Below are 24,574 nucleotides of genomic sequence, written 5' to 3' on the forward strand. Positions count from 1 at the left end.
ATACGGGTAATCAGGAGTACTCAACTCTCCTGATCATATTTTTTACAATGACGACAAGGATAGCCGAGCCGGCGAGCGAAGCAGCCATAACCGCCCAGTGATAGAGCGGAGCCACTCCAACCGCCAGGAGCACGATAAGGTTTATGGGATTAGAGGGGAAGGCCAGGATGAGCAGGAGCACGATGATAACTGCTGTCGAGAAGATGAACTGGGCCTTTGTCCGATCCCGGTAATACACGGCGATGGTTGCAGCGATAAGGATGAGAGCCGTTGATGCAAAGACAACATGAAGCAGGATCTCAATAAGCGACGCAATCTGAATGCCGTTTATCGTCAGCAGAACCAGCCATAATGCCACCTGCACCGGAATTATCAGGATACATGCGAGAATTTTCCCGCAGACGATATCTTCCAGAGTAGCCGGGGTTGTTCGCAGGGTGTCAAGGGTCTGTTCCTGGTACTCCTCCGTTATCAGATCAATGACAAGCCCGGCAGATATGATAGCCGGCATAAAGAGGAGCATTGGGATAAGAAGCCCGTAGATGAACTCGTAAAAAGTGTTCTGGGCGACCGGACGGGAAGGGTTTACCGATACCGGTCTGAAGTCAAGCCGGTCTTTCCTGATATCACGAAGTATCTCCTCATATTCGAGCAGGATATCCTTTATCTTCACCTCAATAACCGTGGACTGGATATCATTACTGATGGTATACAGCGTGACCACCACCGGATCTTCTCCATCAGGAGGGTCTTCAGAAGGCCAGACAACTGCCGCCAACTGGCGTTCTTTCAGGGCACCAAGAGCAACGCCCGGATCCATCCGGTAGGGCATGAAAGAGGGATCACGGCTGAAGAGATCAAAGAGGATGGTGTCATTCCCGACAAATCCAACCCCGTACTGAATCCCGGTGATCCGACCATATACCGAAGGATCATACATCGCAGACAGGCCGACCATCAGGAATGATGAGAACAGAGCGATGAAGAGCTGAAGCAGTATCGCAAGGATTATCGTCTTCTCTGAGGTCAGACCGCGGATCTCCTTTCGTGCAATGGCAGTCACCAGTCGCTGATTCACCATACCCACCCCCGGAGCATATACAGATTATAGATAGTATGCATCACGGTTGCAACAGTAATCCCGATAGGAAACGCATTCTTCCCCCATATCTTCACTACTGCACCGGTGCAGAATACGGTCCCTGAATGGAGAAGAAACGGCACCCAGAGGAGGCCCAGAGACATAAAGAGAGCCGCCCCGAAGATGGAATCAGCGATCTGCGAGATGGTCACAAAGAGGAGCAGCTTCTCACCAAGGAGAAAGCCAAACCCGATAAGAAGTGACGCAAGGACGACAATCTTCCAGGTCAGGGGGGGATACCGGTGCGAAATTAGTCCGACAAAGCCTGCTGCCTTTACCAGTTCCTCGGTCATCGCTGCCAGTACCATGATAAGAATGAGGGAATAGGGCATCGGGAGGTTGAAAAAGAGCACCAGATACATCATCTGGGCCATAAAGACGAAGGGGATAGTCATCACCGAGATGAGGATGAGGGAGAGATACCAGTACCTGTTTGAGATAAGAGCACCAAGGTAGAGCGCCAGTGCATCAAGGAGTCCTTTCTCAGTAAAGAGCTGCTCTTCATGAAAGTTTCTGATACAGACACCGAAGAGGATGAGACTGGTCAGGTAAAAGAGGGTGGTTGAGTAGATATAATCCGTCAGGGTGTATCCGGTCCCGTCAATCACATGAACCACCAGCGTTACCGGGGAGAGGAGACTGACAATATGGACATTTGCAAAGATGCTGGGGAAGAAGAGGTATGATGTCGCGATGGTTGAGAAGAAGATAGAGATAAACGAGAGTTCCTTATAACTTCTGGCCACCATCCCGATGAAGAGTGCAAATGACAGGAAAAACAGGATAACGGGTATAAGAGGCAGGATTGCGAGAACATCCGCCTTCACCGTGAAGAGAATTGCAACAACAATCAGGATCATCCCGACTGCATAGGGGAGCATCTTCCCAAGTACCAGGATGACTGGCCTGACCGGTGATGCAATAAGCGCTTCACCCTGACGAAGGGTCCGCTCATTCATGATACTCATCATGAAGAACTGGGATGTGAAGTAGAGCGGGAATATAAAGACAAAGATGAAGATGATGGTATCAAAGGGCAGTGGGGGAGAGAGCATGGAAGGAATCCGCAGTTCTCCAAGAGCCTCCTGCTGGGACAAAAGATTAGTATATCTTCCCAGCTGATCAGCCCCCCGGGCCGCCTCTTCCTCAAGCTGGAGACGAAGATGTTCCATATCTGCAGGGATGATCCCTGAAGGAGGGATGATATCTGTCTCAATATTTTCTGGTTCAGGCGGAGTCGGGGATGCGGTTCGAGGTGCTGCCACCTGCTGACCGCTCTGGGTTGCAAGAAAGTCGAGCTCGCTGACAATGTACTCACTATCAATCCAGACCGGATAGGCCGCAAACAGGTCGGTCTGCTGACGATAGATGTAGTCCTGATACGCCTGGTAATCCCGCTCAAAACTCTTCTGGGCTGCCGCACCTTTCTCCCCGTTTGCCCGAAGGAGAGACCCGGCACGGATAGCAAGATCAAGCCCCAGTGACCTGATATTGGTACCGTCTGACGGAAGGGAGTAGACAACATACCGGGGATCGCTGCCAATGATGTCCAGGTACATCTGACTGTCCACCCCGACCCGGTAGATTCCATCCTGCAGATGAATACCTTTTTGTGCTGTAAACCCACTGACACCCACCAGGAGAACGAGCAGCACTATGGCAACCGGTAAAAGGTCCCGGGTCATGGTCCCCTGAAAGCGTCTAATTTCCCATATCGCAATGGTAAGAAGCTGTGAAAGAGCCTCCATTGGGTGATAGTTCGCCGGGATGGTATATCAAAGCTTACCGTAACACTTTAACGTAGTGAAGACAAGAGGAGGATACATCACTATGATTGAAGCATCGTCCTTAACGAAGATGTACGGGGATGTTACCGCCCTCTCCGATGTTTCATTCACCTGCAGAGAGGGGGAGATATTCGGCATTATCGGCCACAACGGAGCAGGAAAAACAACGCTCCTGAAGATCCTATCAGGTCTTATCCTTCCCACATCAGGCTCCCTGGTTATTGGAAATCTGGATCTGGTATCAGATCCCATGCAGGTACGTTCACAGATAGGATACCTGCCTGAGGAGTCGCGGCTGTATGAAACGATGCTCGTCCCGGATTATCTCCGGTTCTTTGGAGAAATTTACGGGCTTGACCGGTTAACCATTCAGGCACGGGCTGATCTTTTGCTCGCCCAGTTATCCCTCCAGCCGGATGGGAAACAGATAGGAAACCTCTCGAAGGGGATGAAGCGAAAGGTTGCCATCGCCCGATCCCTTATTCATGACCCTTCGATCCTTATCTATGATGAACCAGGATCTGGCCTGGACCCGATGACAACCCGGTTTATCATTGAATATTTAAAACAACTCAGAACTGAGGGCAAGACCATCATCCTCTCTGCCCATAACCTGGCCCAGGTTGAAGAGATATGCGACCATGTCATGATTTTAAAGCGGGGGAAAGTGGTGGTGTTTGGCACGATGCCTGAACTGCGCGAACAGTTCGGATCCATCAGGTACGAGATCTGGTACATCTGGCCGGAAGATTCAAAGCCACCCATTCAGGCAGACCAGTCAGGAAATCTCTGGATGTCGGTCGCTCACTCTATAGAGGCACTCAATGAGATAACGAGCACTATCAGCTCCGGCGGTGGCACGGTTGAGCGAATCGAATCCAGGTACCCGTCTCTGGAAGAGATTTTGGTTAAAATTGGAAAGTGATTTAGTAAAAGATCCTGGCCATCTCATAGAGTTCAGGATCAACCTTCTTCTGGGTAATGGCATCGCTTAGAGGAATCGGAACTATCTTGTCCCCATGGAGAGCGACCATTACGCCATAATTCCCCTCATGAATCTGCTGAACTGCTTTAACCCCGTACCTGGTTGCCAGAACACGGTCATGGGCGGTCGGCGACCCACCCCGCTGCACATGACCAAGAACGGTGACACGGGTTTCTGAACCGACCCGCTCTTCAATGGCCCTGCCAAGCAGATGACCAATACCACCCAGCTGTTCATGCCCGAACTCGTCCACTTTTGAAGAGGCCGTTACAAAGTTATTCATATCGGTGGGTTTAGCCCCCTCGGCGATGACCACAATGGAGAACTTCTTACCCCGTTCCCGCCGTTTCTTCAGGCCCTCACAGACATCGTCAATATCAAAGGGCACTTCAGGAATCAGGATCTGATCTGCTCCACCTGCTATCCCGGCAATCGTTGCAATCCAGCCTGCATGACGTCCCATCACTTCAAGTACCATGATGCGGTGATGGGATTCGGCAGTGGTATGGAGCCGGTCTATGGCATCGGTTACAATGGATACCGCAGTATCAAATCCGAAGGTATAGTCGGTTCCGGAGAGGTCATTATCTATCGTCTTTGGGATGCCCACCACAGGGATATTCATCTGGTGCAGCCGGGTTGCAACACTGAGCGTGTCATCCCCGCCGACGGCGACGACGGCATCAATCCCGAACCGCTTCAGATTTGAGAGCATTTGCTGGGTCTGCTCCTCACTCTTCAGGGGATTGGTCCGTGATGTCCCAAGGATAGTCCCCCCCTTCGGCAGAATACCGGTTACGGAAAATTCTGTCAGGGGCTCTACTTCCCCTTCTACAATACCCTTCCATCCATTCCGAATCCCGATAACCGAATAGTCATAGAGATGTGCAGTCTTTACCACTGCACGAATGACTGCGTTCAGACCGGGACAGTCGCCACCGCCGGTCAGAATCCCGATTGTTTTTATCTTCCGAGTAGTATCAGCCATGATAAATCTTGATCGCATCTTCCACACTGGCCCCATCCACGGTTATGGCGTAGATGGCATTGCACATCCGAACCGCTTCATCAAGTGGTTTCTGATGGATATTTCTGCCGGTTGCATTCCCGCTGCATCCTCCGACATGGATCTGTTCCCAGAGTTGGGTCAGGAACGTGGCAGCATCAACACTGGATCCGCCTGCACAAACAACCTTTGTCCGTCCTGCAGCAAGGGTTGCTTCCCGGATAAGTTCTGCAGATGATGCACCTTCTCCTTTCGGCGGGTTAACTTTCACAAAGTCTGATCCAAGACATGCGGCAACCCCTGCTGCTCCGGCGATAAGGTGGGGATCTTTCTCATTCCCTACCGCTTTACCCCGTGGATAGATCCAGAGGACCGTGACAAGACCATTCTGGTGTGCTTCAAAGATGGCCTGTGCAGCAGCACTGAGCATCGCCGACTCATATTCAGAACCCAGGTAAATGGTGTACCCGATACCCAGGATGTTCAGTTTACTGCATTTTCTGAATGCAACAACCTGGTCAATGGTGTTGATAAGATTAGAGAAGGGTTCATGTTGTGCTGTCGGTACCAAGTGGGTCTTGGAATTGATCTTAATCAGGTACGGGATCTTGGGATAGTCTGCACCATATTTTGCGATAAGTCCCAGCTGAGTTGCAAAGCACCCGATTTTTGCCTTCGCTGCTATTCTGAAGAGGTGTTCAGGATCATGGTCATCAGGGTGAATCCCCTCGCCATAGAAGTCATCATTCAGATGCTCAATCTTCTGGTCACCGGCAAAAAGCATCAGCCGACCGGAATCGTGAGTTATCGTCTTCAGATTACGAATATACGTGTCCTGCTCACTTTTTGGTACGTCCAGAGGAACAGCAAAGCCTTTGCTCATGCCTTTTCTCTCATCTTTTTGACAGATAAATATTCCTTTGAGATGTCAGAGAAGGTGAGAAAGAGAAAATATCCGGAACCGGTTATCTGACCTGAATCACTTTTTCTTCGCTGTTCCGCAGGCGTGTACGAATCCACGTCATGGCATCGAGTTTATTTTTAAATGCCGCAATATTAACCTGCTCGCCATCTTTGAGGTGGGCCCTCAGGATTGCTTTTTCAACAACAACCTGCCCTTTCCGTTCCTTCGTTACTTCGACGACCAGGAATTTCTGAATATAGTCCAGGTTTATTACCTGGGTTCCGACATCAAGCCATTTGGGCATATATGGTTCCGACTATCAGGGAAAAGGGAGGCGCTTATTCTGCTCTCTGCAGAACCGTTATTTCATAATACGATCTCGTGCCTGGTTAATAAACTCTATACCCTCTCGCCTGATATCCTCGCAGATCTGCATGACCTCTCCGGTTATCTGGTCAAGTTTTCGCCCAAGATGCTGTCTTCCTTCCTGGGTGCCGATGAGATCACTCCCTGCCGCCAGTAATTCGTCAATACCCTTCCCGATCTGACCTGCAGCAGAACGGAGCCTGGTTTCAGGATCTTCCTTTTGGTCTGCAGAAGATGGTTCAGGAGCTGCATCCTCTACCCATCTTCCCTTATCGAAATGTCCCCCTGACTCTCCCATACTACTATGTCTCTTTAGTGAATTTATCAATCCTTGTGTTAGCACATGCTCTTTTCCGGTCGGCAGGTTAAAAATCAGACAGGGATCTCTGAACCGGATCGGGATGAATAAGTCCGGAAAACCTCACTCCAATCAGCCGGACCGGGGACCTATCCCACATCTCCGTAAAAAGCCCGTCAATAGCGCATTCAATCACCCTGACCTCACGGGTTGGCTGCATCAGGGTCACCGATTTTGTTCTCGTTATAAAGCCGGTATACCGGATCCTGATTCCGATGGTGCGCGAGTATATATTCTGTTCCTCAAGTTCATGACATAAGGAGAGAATCATTGTATGCAGTGAACCCAGGATCTCATCAGGCGATGTCGAATCCCGTAAAAAGGTATGTTCACGGCTGATCGATCTCCTTTTTCCAGATTCCCGAAGGCCTTCGCGATCCTGCCCCCTGGCAATCTGATGAAGCCTGACAGCATGCGAACCAAACATATCCTGTAATGTCTGGATATCACACCGGGCTATATCACCAATGGTCTGTAATCCGGCATTGATCAGGACCTGCGCAGATTTTTTCCCGATCCCGGGAATTTTTCCTACAGGCAGTGGTTTTAAGAATGACTCGAGAGTATCAGGAGACACAACCGTGAGACCGTCCGGTTTCTGCTGTTCGGATGCCATCTTTGCATAGATCCGTGAAGGGGCAAGTCCGACAGAGCAGGTCAGTCCGACCTGGTTTCGTATCACCTGCTTTATATTGGCAGCATGGTGTGCAGCCAGTTCATATGACCGGTCACAACTGAGATCAAGGTACGCTTCATCAATAGACACCTGCTCAATCTCTCCGGCTATCCCCCGAAGTATCTGCATAATTGTTGCTGAAACCTGCGCATACGTAGCCATATGGGGAGGGATAAAGATGGCATGAGGGCAGAGGTGATAGGCCTGTGATATCGGCATAGCGGAGTGGATACCAAATGCCCGTGCTTCATAGGAACAGGTGCTCACTACCCCGCGACCCGTCCCCTGCATGGGATCTGCACCGATGACTACTGGTTTTCCTGAGAGATCAGGATTGTTCCGTATCTCGACCGAGGCATAAAAAGAGTCCATGTCAAGATGCAGAATGATCTGTTCGTTCATCATCTCCGGGTGTATTCGTATCAGGTTCTCATCCATGATGTTTGAGCCTTTGTATACCTGCCAAGAAGTCTTCCGCGAAAGTGAAGCACATTTTTTTAAAGGTCATAATTGGCACCATGAGAGAAATTACGACAGGAAATGACCCTTTTCAAAATCATGAAATCGTGGTTTTTCACTTTCACCCTGTTTCATTAAATTTCAAATACCCCTGGACATGACCTGTATAGTGTGCAGAAACACACCGGAGCGGTACCCCTGAAACATAACCCCCCAAACCCCCCACATGCCGGATCTCCGCACCCGGCATATATCTGCTCCGGAAGCACAACTGCACACAAATATACCCTATATATCCCCATCCCTTAACCCCCCACTTTTGGTTTTTTATGAATTATATCAAAGACGAATGCTCATGACCTTATATGACCCATATATGAGAGAACAACACCGCCCAGCCGGGCAATAATTTTGATATGAGGAAAATATGACTGAAATCAATGGTTCCGGATGCACGCCGGATAAATGTCAGGGTTGTACAGGTTGTGGAGGAGAAGCAATTGAAAAGATCACCCTCCGGGTTGAATGGAAACATAAAGGTGTAACCCCCGAAGACCCTGAAGCTATCTCTACGATACTGCATGACCTGTCCGCCGAACTCATGGTCTCCGGTGTGGAGCTGATTTATATCAATAATACCTATGAAGAAAACATAAAAGAGAATTCATCAACATTCTTCATAAACGGGCACCTCCTTTCTGATATTGTAGACCTTCCAGAAGGCCCGGTGTCAAAAGAACTCATCCGTAAGGGTATTTTCCAGGCACTTCTCCGGAATCTCTGAGAGATAACCCTTATCTTATTCTTATTCTATAATCACCTTCAGGTAAAACCATGGAGAAAAAACTCCTCCCTGAATTTGAAGGATACCGGATTTTACATGAGCATGGGATATCAATACCGGATTACTCGTTTGTTACTTCCCATGAAGATGCACTGAAGGCTGCAGAGAAACTGGGATATCCTGTTGTTATCAAAGTCGTCTCCCCCCAGGTAATTCATAAATCAGATGCAGGTGGAGTGGCCCTGAATCTCTCCTGTCCTGATGCCATTCAAACCGCGCTGGTACAGATGGACAACCGGGTGAAAGCCGCAGTTCCCGATGCAGAGATATCCGGATACATGGTTGTTCAGGAGGTCCCTTCAGGGACTGAGTTTCTCATAGGCGGAAGGATTGACCCATCCTTTGGAAAGATCATCACCGTCGGGATGGGTGGAATCCTGGTAGAATTACTCCATGACTTTTCCATGAGGGTGTTACCGGTCTCACCTGATGAATACCGGGAGATGATCAGGGAGATGAGCGGGTATAAACTTATCACCGGATTTCGGGGGAGAAAACCACTTGATGAAGATGCCCTGGTCGAACTTCTGCAAAAAGCGGGTACGATGTTCTTTGAAGATGACCGTATTATTGAGTTTGATATAAACCCGGTCATTCTCTATGAGAAAGGAGCATATGCAGTTGATGCACGGATGTACGTGCGGTCAGGGGAAGTGCCTGAGATACAGGAGCGACCTGTGTTGCCCCCGGTTCCCGATATTCTGCACCCAAAATCCATCGCGGTTGTAGGTGCATCACGAAACCCGGGAAAAGTCGGGTATGCTGTCTTTCGTAACCTCCTGAACTTTAAAGGAAAACTCTACCCGGTCAATCCCCAGGCAGAGGATATCCTTGGTATCCCGGTTTATAAGACCCTCTCTGATATACCTGAACCTGTCGAGATGGTTGTTGTTGCCATCCCTGCACCAAAGGTCCCTGAGATCATCCATGAAGCCGGATCCAGGGGAGTAAAGGTTGCGGTCATTCTCACCGCCGGCTTTCGAGAGACCGGGGAAGAAGGGAAAAAGATAGAGGATGAGCTACTTCGTGTCGCACGGGAGACAGGAATCAGGATTGTCGGTCCGAACTGTCTGGGGATTATCATCCCGCCACTGGAACTGAATGCCACTTTTGATGTCCAGTCCCCCCTGTCCGGTCAGATTGGATTTATCTCCCAGAGTGGTGCGATCATTACCACCGTCCTTGACTGGTCCATCTCACGCCGTATCGGCTTTTCATCGGTCATCAGTGTCGGAAACCAGAGTGATATGGGATTTATGGAGTATCTGCAGGTTCTGGACCAAGACCCGACCACCTATGCGATAATCCTGTACGTTGAGGAGATCCGTGACGGTCGGGAATTTATACGATATGCTGCAACGATGCGTGGCAGAAAACCGGTCATTGCATTGAAATCCGGTTCATCTGTCCGTGGACAGGAGGCTGCATCATCACATACCGGTTCGCTGGCAGGAAGTTTTGAGACATACATTGCTGCGTTCAGACAGTCAGGCGTAATACCTGCTTATTCATTGAGTGAAGCCTTTGATATCGCAAGGCTGGTGGTATCAGAGGGGTACCCACGGGGAAAACGGACGATCATCCTGACAAATGCCGGAGGTTTCGGGGTTCTTGCAGCAGATTATGCAGAAAGCTACGGGCTTGAGATGATCAATCTGCCTGAAGTAGTGTTCGATGAGCTAAACCGGCTGCTCCCTGATCTCTGGTCACATAAAAATCCGGTTGATCTGCTTGGTGACAGCAATGCGTCACGGTTTGCCCGCGTCTTTGATATCCTGATAAAATACCAGAATTTCTGGGATATCGCGGTGGTCATTACCGCTCCGGTCGCCCTGATGGATCCGAAAAATCTGGCTCATGAGATGATTCGTCTCTCCCGGTTTACCAGATCCATGGTTGTCGGGTGTCTCCTTGGTGGAGATTCAATGAAAGCAGCCATCGATATGCTGGGCGAGGCTCACATACCAAATTACCAGGATCTTCAGGATGCCTTCAGGGCAGTTGGTTCAATCATCAGCTCCTGTGTGATAGATGGTTGCAATGAAGAAGAGTAAGAATAATTAATTTTTTGGGAGCGGTTTCAGACCGCCGAGAGTGAAATTAATCTCTTTTTGCAGTTCATCATATTCCTGCTGAAGACGGAGGAGAAAACCCGAATACTCAATAGGTCCGTATGTTTCATTATCTTCTGAAGGGTTATGATTCCCGTATCGTTCTTCCAGGATTATCAGGAGTTTTTGTGCGACTTCTATCGTCCGATAGAGCCGTGCAAGCCTGCGGATCTTCTCCTCCGGATACCCGGCGCGCAATCCATGACTTATTATTTCTTCAATTGATCTGACTTTGTCCAAAGCACTGGTGATATGATCGATACACCGCTTTGGAGTGATAGGTTTCATGATATAATCTTCAATACAATAGGAGAACTGCTCAGCTTCACGGTAGGTCAGGTTTTTACCGGTCTGCATGATGACCGGGATATGTTTGACCTCTTCTATTCGTTTCAGCCGGTTAAGTGTCTCCCATCCGTCCATAGGTTCCATCATCATATCAAGGAGGATGAGATCAGGACGGTACTGAGTACTAAGGAGATCCAGACACTCCTGCCCGCCAAGAACCCCTTCAGTTTTAAACCCATATTTATTGAGGCCTATAACAAACAACTCATTTAAGGCGGGTTCATCATCTACGATCAGCACGTTCGGAGGCATGAGAGTACCTGTCTAATGTCACTTGTATGCTATCCAGTGCATTAAATAATACCGGATGTTGATACCGGGAGAAACCTCCCCGGATAGGAAAGATACTGCACCGGAGCCTTATATGAGTGGTGCACCACATTCAGGGTGCTGAAAAAGATAATCAAACTCATCTTTTGAAGCGATATCATAATACAAACTGAGGAGTGATACAAAGAGGCTTATTACCAAATCTTCTTGGACGAAGGAAAAAGACATATGGTTCAGGATACCCTTCAAGCACTCTGATGAACCGGGTTTTATCAACGTATACATATCCCTCTTCCCGAATCATGTGGTAATTACTGATACCGTAGGGAATCTTCAGAAGGGGTATTGATGTTATTACTTGATCTTTCATCTCATTTATCATCTATCGGTACGGTGTCTCCCGGAACCCGGGTTCATTTTGTGAACCCTCATGTACACGAACGTGCAACACACAGACAAAGCCAGACCGTTTATGATCAGGTATATAAGAGGATGAGTCATCGTCTGACCGATAAGATTTGCATGCACTGCCGCAATAATCAGGGCAGGGTACACAAGAATATGAATATATCTCCACCGGTTCTTCAGTGCCATTCTGACCAGGCCTGCACAAAAAGCCACATACAGAAGAATTAAAGCAGTACGTCCACCGGTGGCAAAAAAGGCATATAATGATGAGAAGTCAGGGATAAACACTCCGGGATCAAGAGCAAGATATGCGTATAATACCGGATGAATGGTGATCAGAATCAGACCGCTGATAGCAAAATAATGGTGAATTCTGATAAAGGGTCTCCCGAACTGAGACTTCACCGCACCTTTCTTCAGGTTGAGCAGAGCACCAAGCGATAATGAGATAAAACCCCATACCCCCGCAATACGGAGGAGAGTATATAATGACCAGGATGTTTCCAGTCCGGCTATGACAAGCAGGGGGATTCCATACAGCACCAGTATCCCAAAGAGAAGCAGGAAGCGACGCTGAGAGTGCATATAGTGTATGTCGTCCCATATCCGTATGATACCTGCGGATTCATCCATGGAGAATATATGAATCCTGATTCCATTCTCTAAGGGAATTGTATGGTATGAGAGACTGGAACACCGCAGACCTCATTCATTTTTATACCGCTCTTCGTGATGCTCACGGACTGCAGCACTGGTGGCCGGCAGATACTGCATTTGAAACAATAATTGGCGCGATATTAGCCCAGAATGTGTCATGGAGGGGAGCTCGCCAGGCGGTGTGTGCCCTACAGGAGGCAGACCTTATGGATGCAGATATACTGTATCAGGCTGGTCAGGATACCATTGCTCCCCTGATCCGTTCCTCCCGATATTACAACCAGAAAGCCAGGAAGATCATGACATTTCTGAGCTGGTTTCTTGAGACCTGTGATGGTGATGTATCCAGAATGGCATCCCTTCCGACTGATCAGGTCAGAGAGGAACTCCTGAACCTCTCCGGATTCGGACCGGAGACCGTTGATTCAATCCTGTTATATGCTCTTGAAAAACCAGTCTTTGTGGTCGACGCATATACCCGTCGGATTGGATCCAGACAGGGATGGTTTGAAGATGATGCATCATATGACCAGATGCAGGAGTTTTTCATGAACCGGTTATCCCCGGATGTTCCGTTATACAATGATTATCATGCCCAGATCGTGTACCTGGGTAATAAACTCTGCAAAAAAACACCCTTGTGTTCTATATGTCCGGTACGGGACACAGGCAGTACCCGGTGTCAGTATGCAAGGCCCGAATGAATATAACAAAATTAGAGTCTTATTATGAGTGAATATCTGGCAATTCTTGCCTTCTCTCCGTCAGTCAGGTATACCTTCGGAAGATTCTGGCCATTAAAACCAGGACAGATACTTCGTCTTCTCATCATCTCCTTCTTCATCGGGGCATGGATTACGAGTCCATTCCCCCAGGATCTCTCGTATGGCGACTTCTCCTGGCTTTCCGGGCTATCAGGCGGGGGTAAAGTCATGAACGAGGCATCCCTGATTGGAACCGTCATGAGCGGATTTCTGTTGATATTACTCGTATATGCTTTCTTCAGCTCAATCTTTCAGTTTATCTTTGTCGATTATCTCTCAGCAAAAACGAAGGAGTTGCTCCCTTCATTCAGGGCACGTGCAGGAATGGGTATCAGGCTGCTCGGATTTTACCTGGGAACCATTCTGATCATCGGCATCTGTGCGGTGATTGCCATCACGGGTATCGCTGTTCCGGTTCTTGCATCTCAGCCTGACAATCCGGCAGCATTCTTGATCGCCCTGATGTACGCATTGGGAGGACTTCTTATCCTGATAATTCCGGTCTGGATTCTGACCATTATCACAACCGACTTTGTTGTGCCGGTTATGATCGTTCATACCTGTGGAATCATCAGGGGATGGAAGATATTCCTGCAGGAGATCACAGGGATGTGGGATGAGATGGGCATATACCTGATGATCAAGATAGGGATTCATATTGGAACGGGAATAGTCCTGGGTATTCTTATGGTTACGGTGATGGAAGGACTTGGGTTTTCATCTCTTCTAATGATACCCGGATTATCACCATCTCATGACCTGCTGAGCACCGCATATATCCTGCCATTTCTCGTAATGGCCGTGATAACTCTCATGGTAATGACTCCGGTTGTGACATTCCTTCGCTATTATGCCCTGGTATTTTTACATCTCCTGTCAGAGAAATATTCCCTGCTCCCGGATCAGAACCCCTGAACAGAAGAGGGCAGTACCTCAAACCGGCATATAAGAGAGAAGGGATCATACCAGCAAAACAGGGGAACCAGGATGATAAGGATAAGACAGAGACCAAGAAATATCAGATCTGACCGGAGAAATGGCTTTTCTTTGATAAAGATATAACTGTCACGCCCATATCCCCGGCAGAGCATACTGGCATAGGTCCGCTCTCCCTGCTCAAGGGATCTGATAAACAGTGATCCCATCATGTATCCCATGTTCACAATACGATACCGGTAGGGGAGCCGGTGATCAAATGGATCAAATAACCGGGTCTTTAGTGCATCGGTGACCTTCCGGTAGATGATACCAAACACAAAGAGATACCTGATCATCATACCCAGAGCCAGAATGAGTTCAGGAGGGACTTTGAGCCGCCCTGCTGCCTCAAGAAGATCCTGCAATGATGAGGTCGAGGACAAAAGAACGATAAATGAGTAACATACCAGAAATTTTACCAGTAATATCGAGGCAAATTCAATCGATTCAAAATATATATGAATCCCCAGGGGTAGTTCAAGGAGTGAATGGTAGTCAGTGTAATATCGGTTTTTAAAAAAAATCTGAAACCCGCAGAGCATAAATCCAAACGGAAGAGCAAGAAGGAGCCGTCGGAAATAGATGAGCGGAGAGATTTTTGATAATGCCCAGAGGAGGAGAAACAGAAGAAAGAAGACTGCTGATACGGTATAGACAACCGGTGAATAGGGAACGGCAACAAGAGCCACAATAGCAGCACAACAGACGATGATCTTCACTCTGGCATCGAGGGAATGAATGACACTCTTCTGTGATGTCACCTGCTCCAGGTCAAACAAGTCTTCTATCATGCAATCTTACCAAAGGCCTTTAAAAATGCGATCTCAGCCTCCTGATACGTGTATCCCATATCAATTGCAATGCCCTTTGACCGGAGTGAAGAGATGAGTTTGGGCAGGATGGGAAGATCAAGGCGGACACTGGACAGGAGATCGGGTTGTGAAAAAATCTCGGCAACTGTTCCTTCGGCAACAAAGGATCCATTATTCATAACATAGATATATTCCGCCAGTTCTGCAACCAGGGAGATATTGTGGGTTGAGAAGATCACCGTCATCCCGTACCTGACGGAAAAATCACGGATAAACCTGATAATCTCCCTGACTCCCTGCGGATCCAGTCCTGCAGTCGGTTCATCCAGAACAAGGACCTGGGGCTCCATCGCGATAATACCCGCTATCGCAACCCTTTTTTTCTCACCGCCGGAAAGATGATGAGGAACCCGTGTCCGGTACTCTGAAAGACCGACGGTGCGTAATGCTTCAGAAACCCGGTGCTTTACCGCCTCTTCATCAAGACCCATGTTTATGGGACCAAATGCCACATCCTGCTCAACGGTAGGAGAAAAGATCTGGTCATCAGGGTTTTGAAACACAAGTCCCACAGTCCGTCTGACCTCCCGAATATTCTCTTTGGTTATCGGCTCTCCCCGTATCAGGACTTTTCCACTGGTAGGCTTTAAGACACCATTGAAATGTTTAAAGAGAGTACTTTTTCCGGCTCCGTTTGGCCCGATGATAGCGATTCGAGTGTTCCTTGGTGCAATAAATGAGATATTTTTCAAGGCGTCGATATTGCCTTTATAGGTATGACAGAGATCCTGGGTCTCGATAATATGCATGGTGTGGTTGTCTCCTGCTCTGAAATAGCAGAGAACCTGGATTGGATCTTCAGGTTTTCAGTATTATGGATTACAGCTCAATTAATAAAATTATACTGATCTTATTTTCGTATGAAAAGGGAAGAAATAAAAAAGAAAATTATTGAAATTGTAATTATTGGGAGTTTTTACTCAATCGTATAGCATATGATGCACCCATCACAATCAGCATGGTAATGATGGTCCCGACAACTATCGCAATAATACCCCCGGTTGAACCCATCTCTTCACCAAGAGAGTAGTCAGGCATCGGTGATTCATAGGTATACGAACCGGTTCCAATCACTTCAGGATCACCTTCTTCCGGAGAAAGACCAGTCAGTTCCTTCTGTCCTGATACCACAAGCGCAGTGCTCTCAAGACCGTCCGGATCGCCGGAGGCAAGGAATACTGCAACCATTCCGATAAGAAGAGAGATCAGAAGACCTGCAATAATGAATGTCTTATTATCAATCATACTGATGCAACTCCTACAGAGGTATCAACAAGATCAGGACGAGCCATGGCAAGAACATAGATGATGACCGCAGTCACTACCCCTTCAATGACACCAATAATTGCATGATAGATTCCCATAGCAACAAGTCCGGGGACCAGCGGGAAGGTCCCTGCAATGGACATCTCAACTGCACAGGCAAGTGCCGGGATAAGACAGGCCAGCCATGCTGCAACCGCACTTGAGAGATATGGATTTTTCACAACTTTTAACAGACCCTGGAATGTGTAATACCCTACAAATCCACCTATAACACCCATATTCAGGATATTCGCACCCATGACGGTGATACCGCCATCCCCGAAAATAAAACCCTGGATGATAAGAACAAGTGTCAGGATAAAGACTGCGGCAAACGGTGACCCGAGAACAATGGCTGCCAGGGCACCACCCACGAGATGACCACTAGTTCCCATCGAAACCGGTAGATTAAAACTCTGCAGTGCAAAGATGCCGGCTGCAAGGACTGCAATCAGGGGGATTTTATCCTCGTTTAATTCAGACCGTGCCCACCGGATAGCAAGGGCTAGAAATACAAGGGCAATAATCCAGTAGACTGCTGCCTGAGGAAGTGGAATAAATGCGTCTGGAATATGCATGGTATAACCAGCATAATATTAGTACGATTATTATTAAGATGTTACGAAATTATTACGTTTTTACAATTATAATGAAAAGTTAAATCATAGATTATAAAACCGGTTATTTCATGAAATCATACTACCTGAAAACCGGTATTTACCTTCAGGAATAAGAAGACAGAATCTGGCACCTTTTCCACTCTCTCCTGATTCGTAAATGGTAATACCGGAGAGGGAGAGGATCTCCTTAATTAAGAATAGACCAAGACCGGTGTTCTTTCCATACCCTCTCTCGAAAATCCTTGTTTTTGCATCATCTGCAATACCGGCACCGTCATCCTCCCACACCAGCAAAAGCCGGTTATCCGGTTGGATCTCATAACGAACGGAGATGGTGCTTACATTCAGGCCATGACGGAGCGTATTGTCAAGCAGATTTTCAAAGACTTTTGGCAGAAGCGGATCTGCATACATCTCAATGGTATCAAGTTCTATGTTCACCCGTTTCCCTTCAAAGTCAAGTTTTCTGATGATATCACCAGGTTTTTGCCAGACCGGGGAGTGGACACCAATATCCTGATAATTTCGTGTAAATTCGATATGCCTCTGGATAAACCCGACCGCGTGAGCGATTTTTTCAAGGAAGTGTTCAATATCAGGATCAATTGAATACTCCTGAAGGAGAGCCAGGTAACTCATTATGATATGAACCTGGTTTAATATGTCATGTCTGGTCACATTCGAGAGCAGGTTGAGTTTTTTGTTCGCTGATGCCAGGGCATCAACAGTCCCTTTCAATGTCTCGGCATACCTGGCAAGGTCCTCTTCATTCCGTTTCCGTTCGGTGATATCGGTCAGGACAGCCAGAACCGCCGGGTTTCCCTCATATAGAATACTGGTTGCCTGGACTTCTGCATCAATGAATGAGTTATCAGACCTCATGATCCTGACTTCATAGGGCTCCAGCGTCTCCCCCCGGATCCTTTTTTCAGACTGAACCTTCACGAATGAACGCATCTCGGGAGGGATGAAATCAAGGATGTTCTTTCCGATAATATCACCATTCACCGTCCGCATGGCCCGAAGAGAACTCTCATTTACATACAAAATGGTCCCATACTGATCATAGATCATGAGATAGTCGGGAAGACTGGTTACAAGTCCCCGGTTAAAGTTCTCACTCTCCAGAAGTTTCTGCTCACTCTCTTTTCTTCTGGTGATATCAGTAACCGCTCCGGCCATACTGGTTGGAATTCCGGACTCGTCATAACCGGTTATCTTCCCTCTCAGATAAACCCAGATATACCCTTCCTTTGGATTTTTTATCCGGATCTCATGCGATACTGCCTCATGCACCCCCTGTGAAAGTGACGCAAAGACGGATTGTAACATACCCCGGTCATCATCATGAACAAACCGGAGGAGATCAGAAAGGGGATATTCCTCCTGATCCGGGGAGAGACCAAGCATCTGATTCAGACGAGGCGAAATAGTGATGGTTTCGTTGTGAACCTGGTAGAAGAAAAACCCATCATTACTCGCATCCATAATCCGGGCAAGTTTCTGTGTCATCCGGCGAAGTTCTGATTCGATCTGATGTCTGGCGGTAATATCCTCAATCAGAATATAAAACCCGTCTCGCATCCCGGAGACTGAAAAGGTAACTGGCGTCACCATGATTCTGATATGCAGGATGTCAGATCCGGTTGTCCGGAAATTGTGAACAGACCTGATCCGTGATATATCATAGGTCATTTCAGCCGTGAATGCTTCACGGTTCTCAATCCTCTTCTTGATTGAATCGGGGATATTTGGATCATCCTTGTAGGAGTATCTGACAAGATCAAGGGGATCCAGGATGCCAAACATTGACACCACTGCCGGGTTTATCTGGATCATGGTGTCATCAGGATCAAAGAGGATGATGCCGATCGGGCAGGTACGAAAGATTGCATTCAGCCGCTCTTCTGAAAGACGGATCTCTTCCTGGGCCAGCATAGTTGATGAAATGTCACGGCAGAGGCAGAAATAGGCTTTTTTCCCATTCCATGAACCAGATGTAATTCTGGTTTCCATCACTATCCGTGAACCATCCGCCTGGGGAACGGCATATTTTATCGGCTGGTAATCATATGCTGCTTTTTCAAGAGGGAGTAAGGTAAGATACGGGGTCTGACTTTCACGGATTGGACGCCCAATCAGTTCTTCTTTATAAAGACCTGTTTTTCTGACGACCTCCTCATTTATCGCGAGGATGGCTGTGGTGGTTTCATCAATAACAATTACCAGGTCCCCAATCGATTGAACAAGATTTTCAAAGTTTTTCCGTTCTTCGACCAGTTGTTTCTGATCATTGAGACGTTGCAGTCCGTTTCCAATCTCCCGTCCGATACCAAGCAGAACCTCCTGCTCTTCTATCGACACACGGGCTGGTCTGCTACTGGTCAGATGAATAGAACCGATTATTCTCTCACCAGAGATGACCGGGATAAATACTGATCCGGCAATACCCCACTTTTCTGCAAATTCGGGCATGATGTATGAGAGATTATTGGTAAAGAGTGGTTTTCCCTCGGTATAGAGAAAGGCATAGTCTTCCGGATTTATCTCTGTGGTTTCAAGAATAAACTCCTGGGAGAGTCCTGAATTTGCTACCATCACCGGTGTTTTTTTATCACCGGAGAGAAGGTAGAATGCACCTCCTTCAAAGTGCAGAACAGAAATGAGGGCTGATAATGAGAGATCACACAGGAGAGAAGCTGAACCAGCCTTGCCTGAAAGAGAGATGATCCTACTGAGTATCTCAATTTTCCGTGCATACCGGCGTATCTCCTCTTCCTGATTTCGAAACCGGGTGATATCCTCAAATGCCCAGAGTATCCGTTCTTCTCCGCTCTCTTCTGAAAGTCGTCGGGAAAATCCTCTTATTACCCGTTTTCCCGGCAGTTCAATATCCCTGCAGGAGATATCAGGGTTTTTACAGACATCCGGATTCCATGTGTAGAATGGATGTTCCAAAAATCCTGTCGATACAGAGAGAAAGTCCTGAAGCGTCGGTGTAGTTCCGGTTCTGGGCAGATCCGCAATGATATCAGGGCCCCAGATATCGAGGAAATGTTTGTTGTGGTATAATATTTCCATATCTGTGGTTCTGGTGACGCATATGCCAAAGGGGAGCATGCTGACGATCTCGGTCAGGAGAGATTCGGTCCAGCGAAGACGCTTTTCGGTCTTTCTCTGGTAGGTGATATCCCGAAGGATGCATTGGATATATAGAATATTCCCCTCAGTGTTCCTGATGACACTTCCATCTACCAGGACGGTTACCGGGGCATTTTCTCCGTCAATCAGTACCAGTTCAAGACTGTGTTTTTGGTTGGAATTGAGCACCTCTGTCAGACAGGCAAAAAACAGTTGTTTTGATTCATCTGTAAGAATATCGTTAAATGGAAGACCGATAACCGACTCCCGGGTACGCTTCATCAGGGAGAGCCAGGCCCGGTTTACCTCGGTAATCCTCCCATCAGGGCTGATGACCATATGTCCGATCGGGGACTGGTCAAAGAGAATCCTGAAGCGTTCCCGACTCTCCTGAAGCTGCATTTCAGCCCTGACCCGGGGAGTAATGTCCCTGAAACTATATACGGTTCCGATTATTCGTCCATCACACTGCTGTGGACGGATGAATATCTCCAGGACCCTTCCGTCAGGACAGTGCAGGGTGTGCCGCCTCTGTGACCTTGGCTCATCTTTGGTTTTGGCAATCTCTGCAATGAGAGATGAGTCTGATATCACATGGGAGAAACGGTTTAGAAACTCCTCAATGTGGGTGTTTTTCAGGTCATCAGAAGAGATGTCCCATAAAAGTAAGAACCGTTCATTGAAATTGGTAACATACCCTTCCCGGTTGGTGACCAGTATACCTTCTTCTGTCGCTTCAAGGGTTGCCCGGAGCTGGGAAAGCATCCGTCTATTCTCTTTGAGACTATTTAGAAGTGCTTCATCTGCTTTCTTCTTCTCAATAAGAGAGAGAATCTGCATCTTCAGCATCTGAAACTGAAGAGCAGGATCCTCACCTTTCACTATGTAAAAGTCTGCCCCAAGGTTTAATGCCTTGATAACAACCTCTTCACTTCCCCGTCCGGTGAAGAGAATAAAAGGGACGGTATTGCCCTGTTCCCGAAGAAGTGAGAGAAAATCTATGCCATTTGTTCCTGGCATCTGATAATCAGAGACCACGGCAGAGATATCATGGTGAGTCATCGCCTCAAGAGCTTCTCCGACGGATCGTACACCAATAACCGTGAAATGTTCATCCTCAGAGAGATACTGACTGATTACTCCAAGAATTTCCTCTTCGTCATCAACAGCAAGGACGGTAATTCTCTCTGCAGACAGCTTCATTGCTACGAGATTTACCAGATTATATAAATAAGTATTCCAGATACTGGAAGGGTTTTCGATCCGGTCAGGTGGAATTCATTCATGTAATCAGAATACAAACCTAATACTCGTATGAGATCGAACAAGCCAGGGCTTCTCCTGCTTATCCTGTTCATTATCACTCAATGCGTTCTGCCGGTTCAGGCAGTTCCTCCACTTCCCGCAGAATATTACGGAAATGTCCTGATAGACGGGGCACCAGCCCCGGTTGGAACGACTATCACCGCCTTCATCCGGAATATCCCGAAAGGTTCCATTGTTACGGACATAGATGGCTTTTACGGCGGTCCGGGCCTCTTTGATCCCAGGCTGAAGGTGAACCTGACCGAAGAAGAAGTTCAGGCAGGAGACCTGATCATCACATTTCAAATAAATGGTATCCCTGCATCACAATCTATTCTTTTTGAACCGGGTGCAGCACAGCAGCTTGATCTCTTTACAGGAGAACCGACCGGGGAGATATCTGCTCCGGTCATGACACCCGTACCAGTGCAGACTGAAACCCCGATGGGAACACCGCAGACGGGAGATAATTATACCGAGCCTCCGGAGTCTGATTCAGGAGCTGAACCCCCCATACAATACGGACTTGAAAGAGATGAAAAATTCACCTCTGATGATGGCATGGCTGCGATTGCGTTCAATAAAAATACTCTCCTCTTCGCACCATCCGGACAGTTTCTCGAGGAGGTCAATGTCAGCTCACGAACGATAGCCGATCTGGCACCGGTCAGTACAAACCAGTCACTGATGTTCTCCGGATATGCATATGAGATCACCCCGGAACGAACATACTTTAACCCAGAAGGCGTGTTTTCCATTCAGATCCCTCTTGAGCGGATATCAGACCTGATGGCATTAAACCCCCAGATCTATCGGTACTTACCACAGACGGCATCCTGGGAGCAGGTCCGGACCACATCAAACCAGTTTACCGGTGTTGTAAGTGCAGCAGTCTATGAAGCGGCAATATATGCCTTGTTCCTTGAAAGTAAGAATGCATATGCCACACCACAGGTAACCAAAACAACTGTCCCGCCAACACTTGCGCCAATTGCCGGACAACCCCCGGTACCGCAGACCCCTTCCTATCCACCCCCAGGCCCGGCTTCACAGGGACCGGCACCATACTCCACGGCATATCAGGAACCATATACCCAGGCAGCAATGGTGACACAAGTGCCGGTAATGCCGGCTGTTCCATCGGAACCACCCAGCCCAGGGGGACCGGTTCAGACGCCTGTGCAGGAGAGTACGCCACAGCCCACGGAAACATCACAGCCCATGCCGGAGATAACAGAGGAACCAGCAGCTCCGGTCACAATGCCGTCACCATTCACGTTCTTTGGGGGTCTTGTGGATTCAGTGAAAAGATCCCTGACTGGACCGGTGGGTCTGATATTGGGTCTGGTTCTCCTCATTATCATCATCAATGCACTCGCGTATCTCATCTACACCCGGTGGTGGCTGGTCAGAGATCCATGAATGCAAAAAAAGTCTATACCGCCGCCACGGCTATCAGGGACATCCAAAGAGGGCGGCCTGAAAAGGCCTTAAAACCCCTTGAAAAACTTATCAAAGACGCTCCGGACAATCCGGCATTATGGAACCTGAAAGGAGTGGCCCTTGGGATGATAGGGGATCATGAAGGATCACTTGCCTGTTATGAGAAAGTCCTCACCACAGACCCCGGCCCTGCCGTGTATTGGAACAATAAAGGTCTGGCTCTGCAGAATTTGGGACGGTATGCTGAAGCGGAGGAGATGTATAAAAAGGCACTTGAGCGTGACCCGGAGTCCCTTGAGGCACGATATAACCTTGCAAATACCCTTCAGTCACTCGGTCGGTTCGAAGAGGCCCTGGATTACTACGAAAAAGTCCTCTACGACCGGCCGGATCATATCCTGACCATGCTGAATATGGGAAATGCCCTTGCAGCACTACACCGGTTTGAGGAGGCTATCGCCATGTACCAGGAGATTCTTGAGATAAACCCGGAATATTCTGATGCTGCATATAATATCGGGCATACGTATGAAGAGCAGGGGGATTTCGATAATGCTACGGTATGGTATACCCGGACACTGGAGATCGATCCTGACTACCATCATGCCAGGGAACAACTCGATCTCCTGAAAAAAAGATGATCAGGCAGAACCAAAATTGGATAGTACATGGACATAGACATCCATGCACTGGTTCAGCATCCGGATAGGAATGTTCTCATTGATGGCATGGAGGAGAGAGAGGTCACCAGGTCCGTAATTAATGACTTCAGCCCCGGTCTCCCTGAGATGCCGTGCATCACTTGCCGCCTGGGTGACACCAGGCATCGCCTTTTCTCCATGAACTGACTCTATCCCGGCACATACCAGGTCATAAAGCCTGCCTGGACGACTAAGGGTGGGAGCAACACGTTCCAGCACATCAACACTACTATGTGAAATGTGTGATTCTATCATTCCGATTAGCAGGGGGATGTCACAGCCCCACGGGATTCGCATATCAAGATCAAGTTCGCATCTCTGGGCGATGACATTGATACGCTCTCCGCCGGATATATGACCTGGATTGTATGACACCCGGCTGAGAATTTCTGCTGCTTCTTCTTGTGATATCGAAAGAAGGGATGAGAGTGAGTTTGTGGTATTGTTAATCACTTCGGACACCAGGGGATCCTGTGACCAGGTCATCGCGTGAATCTCTTTACAATACTCCAAAAACGAGCATGCCTGCATTATGGCAGAGTTACCGACCACCGGATGCAGTGACGAATGGCCGGCATCTCCGGTAAAGGTGATATGAAGTCTGACAATCCCTTTCTCTCCGATGACTGGTGACAACACAGGCGTAGGCTCTGCTATCAGACAGGCCTGTGGGCGGAGATACCCCTTTTGAACCAGATACTCCATACCGAAATCCCCGTTTCCCTCCTCATCACAGACAAAAGCGATATCAACCGGTGGTTCGATGCCATCATTCAGCACTTTTTGAAGAGCACATAACAGAGCGGCGCAGCCTCCTTTCATGTCAGTAGAGCCACGTCCGTGAACGACCGTATCATCTATCCTGCCGGAATAGGGAGGATACGTCCAGTCATCAGGAAGAGCGGGGACGACATCCACGTGCCCGCACAAGAGCAACGTATTCTGAATGTTTTTAGACAGAAGATTATGTTTTCGCCCTTTTTTCAGAACCTGAGTTTCTATCCCGATATGTGAGCAGAACTCCTGCAGACAGGAGATGACCTCGTCGGTGTACCCAGGGGGATTTTCGGAACGAATTTTTACCAGCTCAGAGCAGAGACGGGCTACATCCATCATCAGTTACCT

The 24,574-nt window shown here is 48.1% G+C and carries 23 protein-coding genes; 7 read left to right on the forward strand and 16 right to left on the reverse strand.

Annotation, left to right across the window (positions count from 1 at the left end):
- Window positions 1–10 precede the first annotated feature (10 nt).
- Together MHUN_RS07645 and MHUN_RS07650 are read right to left on the reverse strand one after the other, a co-directional pair.
- Window positions 11–1,081: an ABC transporter permease subunit gene (locus MHUN_RS07645; RefSeq protein ID WP_011448465.1), complete on the reverse strand. Its 1,071-nt coding sequence runs from the start codon at window positions 1,079–1,081 to the stop codon at window positions 11–13.
- Window positions 1,075–2,826, reverse strand: coding sequence for a PrsW family intramembrane metalloprotease (locus MHUN_RS07650; protein ID WP_239441591.1), 1,752 nt, complete (start codon window positions 2,824–2,826; stop codon window positions 1,075–1,077). Before MHUN_RS07650 ends, MHUN_RS07645 begins: the two co-directional genes overlap by 7 nt.
- 145 nt (window positions 2,827–2,971) lie before the next feature.
- On the opposite strand from MHUN_RS07650, the gene MHUN_RS07655 reads away from it, so the two are divergent.
- A complete protein-coding gene (locus tag MHUN_RS07655; protein ID WP_011448467.1) occupies window positions 2,972–3,853 on the forward strand; it encodes an ABC transporter ATP-binding protein in 882 nt (293 codons plus the stop codon).
- A gap of 1 nt (window position 3,854) precedes the next feature.
- On the opposite strand, the gene MHUN_RS07660 is transcribed toward MHUN_RS07655, so the two are convergent.
- The 5 genes from MHUN_RS07660 to dinB all read right to left on the reverse strand — a co-directional run bounded on the left by MHUN_RS07660 (window position 3,855) and on the right by dinB (window position 7,661).
- A complete protein-coding gene (locus tag MHUN_RS07660) occupies window positions 3,855–4,901 on the reverse strand; it encodes a 6-phosphofructokinase (protein ID WP_011448468.1) in 1,047 nt (348 codons plus the stop codon).
- Window positions 4,894–5,802: an aldolase gene (locus tag MHUN_RS07665; RefSeq protein ID WP_011448469.1), complete on the reverse strand. Its 909-nt coding sequence runs from the start codon at window positions 5,800–5,802 to the stop codon at window positions 4,894–4,896. The genes MHUN_RS07660 and MHUN_RS07665 overlap by 8 nt, the downstream gene beginning before the upstream one ends.
- An 82-nt stretch (window positions 5,803–5,884) precedes the next feature.
- Window positions 5,885–6,127, reverse strand: a complete 243-nt coding sequence (locus MHUN_RS07670; protein ID WP_011448470.1) for a hypothetical protein — start codon at window positions 6,125–6,127, stop codon at window positions 5,885–5,887.
- 57 nt (window positions 6,128–6,184) lie between these two features.
- Window positions 6,185–6,487, reverse strand: a complete 303-nt coding sequence (locus MHUN_RS07675; RefSeq protein WP_011448471.1) for a hypothetical protein — start codon at window positions 6,485–6,487, stop codon at window positions 6,185–6,187.
- Window positions 6,488–6,554: 67 nt separating this feature from the next.
- Window positions 6,555–7,661, reverse strand: a complete 1,107-nt coding sequence (gene dinB / locus MHUN_RS07680; RefSeq protein ID WP_011448472.1) for a DNA polymerase IV — start codon at window positions 7,659–7,661, stop codon at window positions 6,555–6,557.
- 448 nt (window positions 7,662–8,109) lie between these two features.
- On the opposite strand from dinB, the gene MHUN_RS07685 reads away from it, so the two are divergent.
- Together MHUN_RS07685 and MHUN_RS07690 are read left to right on the forward strand one after the other, a co-directional pair.
- Window positions 8,110–8,466 (forward strand): hypothetical protein, encoded by a 357-nt coding sequence (locus MHUN_RS07685; RefSeq protein WP_011448473.1) that lies wholly within the window; start codon window positions 8,110–8,112, stop codon window positions 8,464–8,466.
- 50 nt (window positions 8,467–8,516) lie between these two features.
- Window positions 8,517–10,580 (forward strand): acetate--CoA ligase family protein, encoded by a 2,064-nt coding sequence (locus tag MHUN_RS07690; protein WP_011448474.1) that lies wholly within the window; start codon window positions 8,517–8,519, stop codon window positions 10,578–10,580.
- A 6-nt stretch (window positions 10,581–10,586) separates the two neighbouring features.
- On the opposite strand, the gene MHUN_RS07695 is transcribed toward MHUN_RS07690, so the two are convergent.
- The 3 genes from MHUN_RS07695 to MHUN_RS07705 form a co-directional block, all read right to left on the reverse strand.
- Window positions 10,587–11,237 (reverse strand): response regulator, encoded by a 651-nt coding sequence (locus tag MHUN_RS07695; RefSeq protein WP_011448475.1) that lies wholly within the window; start codon window positions 11,235–11,237, stop codon window positions 10,587–10,589.
- A gap of 175 nt (window positions 11,238–11,412) precedes the next feature.
- Window positions 11,413–11,625 (reverse strand): AAA family ATPase, encoded by a 213-nt coding sequence (locus MHUN_RS07700; protein ID WP_239441592.1) that lies wholly within the window; start codon window positions 11,623–11,625, stop codon window positions 11,413–11,415.
- Between the two features lie 8 nt (window positions 11,626–11,633).
- Entirely contained in the window at window positions 11,634–12,296 is a 663-nt protein-coding gene (locus MHUN_RS07705) for a ferric reductase-like transmembrane domain-containing protein (protein ID WP_011448477.1), read from the reverse strand.
- 47 nt (window positions 12,297–12,343) lie between these two features.
- On the opposite strand from MHUN_RS07705, the gene MHUN_RS07710 reads away from it, so the two are divergent.
- Complete coding sequence (locus tag MHUN_RS07710) at window positions 12,344–13,024, forward strand: endonuclease III domain-containing protein (RefSeq protein WP_011448478.1); 681 nt, start codon at window positions 12,344–12,346, stop codon at window positions 13,022–13,024.
- A 24-nt stretch (window positions 13,025–13,048) separates the two neighbouring features.
- Window positions 13,049–13,999, forward strand: a complete 951-nt coding sequence (locus MHUN_RS07715) for a DUF7544 domain-containing protein (protein ID WP_011448479.1) — start codon at window positions 13,049–13,051, stop codon at window positions 13,997–13,999.
- Here the strand turns inward: MHUN_RS07715 and MHUN_RS07720 are convergent.
- The 5 genes from MHUN_RS07720 to MHUN_RS17480 form a co-directional block, all read right to left on the reverse strand.
- On the reverse strand, window positions 13,987–14,853 hold the full coding sequence (locus MHUN_RS07720) for an energy-coupling factor transporter transmembrane component T family protein (RefSeq protein ID WP_011448480.1): 867 nt from the start codon (window positions 14,851–14,853) through the stop codon (window positions 13,987–13,989). The two genes, MHUN_RS07715 and MHUN_RS07720, sit on opposite strands and share 13 nt — an antisense overlap.
- Window positions 14,850–15,683, reverse strand: coding sequence for an ATP-binding cassette domain-containing protein (locus tag MHUN_RS07725; RefSeq protein WP_011448481.1), 834 nt, complete (start codon window positions 15,681–15,683; stop codon window positions 14,850–14,852). The genes MHUN_RS07720 and MHUN_RS07725 overlap by 4 nt, the downstream gene beginning before the upstream one ends.
- A 154-nt stretch (window positions 15,684–15,837) precedes the next feature.
- Complete coding sequence (locus MHUN_RS07730) at window positions 15,838–16,179, reverse strand: PDGLE domain-containing protein (protein WP_011448482.1); 342 nt, start codon at window positions 16,177–16,179, stop codon at window positions 15,838–15,840.
- Window positions 16,176–16,817 (reverse strand): cobalt transporter CbiM, encoded by a 642-nt coding sequence (gene cbiM, locus MHUN_RS07735; RefSeq protein WP_011448483.1) that lies wholly within the window; start codon window positions 16,815–16,817, stop codon window positions 16,176–16,178. The genes MHUN_RS07730 and cbiM overlap by 4 nt, the downstream gene beginning before the upstream one ends.
- A 108-nt stretch (window positions 16,818–16,925) precedes the next feature.
- Window positions 16,926–21,203 (reverse strand): PAS domain S-box protein, encoded by a 4,278-nt coding sequence (locus tag MHUN_RS17480; protein ID WP_011448484.1) that lies wholly within the window; start codon window positions 21,201–21,203, stop codon window positions 16,926–16,928.
- 111 nt (window positions 21,204–21,314) lie between these two features.
- Between MHUN_RS17480 and MHUN_RS17485 the strand changes: the two genes are divergently transcribed.
- Together MHUN_RS17485 and MHUN_RS07750 are read left to right on the forward strand one after the other, a co-directional pair.
- Complete coding sequence (locus tag MHUN_RS17485; RefSeq protein WP_011448485.1) at window positions 21,315–22,727, forward strand: hypothetical protein; 1,413 nt, start codon at window positions 21,315–21,317, stop codon at window positions 22,725–22,727.
- The gene (locus MHUN_RS07750) at window positions 22,706–23,389 is read left to right on the forward strand and encodes a tetratricopeptide repeat protein (RefSeq protein ID WP_143709415.1); all 684 of its coding nucleotides are present in this window, start codon (window positions 22,706–22,708) and stop codon (window positions 23,387–23,389) included. The genes MHUN_RS17485 and MHUN_RS07750 overlap by 22 nt, the downstream gene beginning before the upstream one ends.
- Here MHUN_RS07750 and MHUN_RS07755 read toward each other — a convergent pair whose 3' ends face one another.
- Window positions 23,390–24,565: a M20 family metallopeptidase gene (locus MHUN_RS07755; protein WP_011448487.1), complete on the reverse strand. Its 1,176-nt coding sequence runs from the start codon at window positions 24,563–24,565 to the stop codon at window positions 23,390–23,392. It abuts the gene before it with no gap.
- Window positions 24,566–24,574: the final 9 nt, after the last annotated feature.

It is taken from the genome of Methanospirillum hungatei JF-1 (assembly GCF_000013445.1).
GTDB classification, from domain to species: domain Archaea; phylum Halobacteriota; class Methanomicrobia; order Methanomicrobiales; family Methanospirillaceae; genus Methanospirillum; species Methanospirillum hungatei.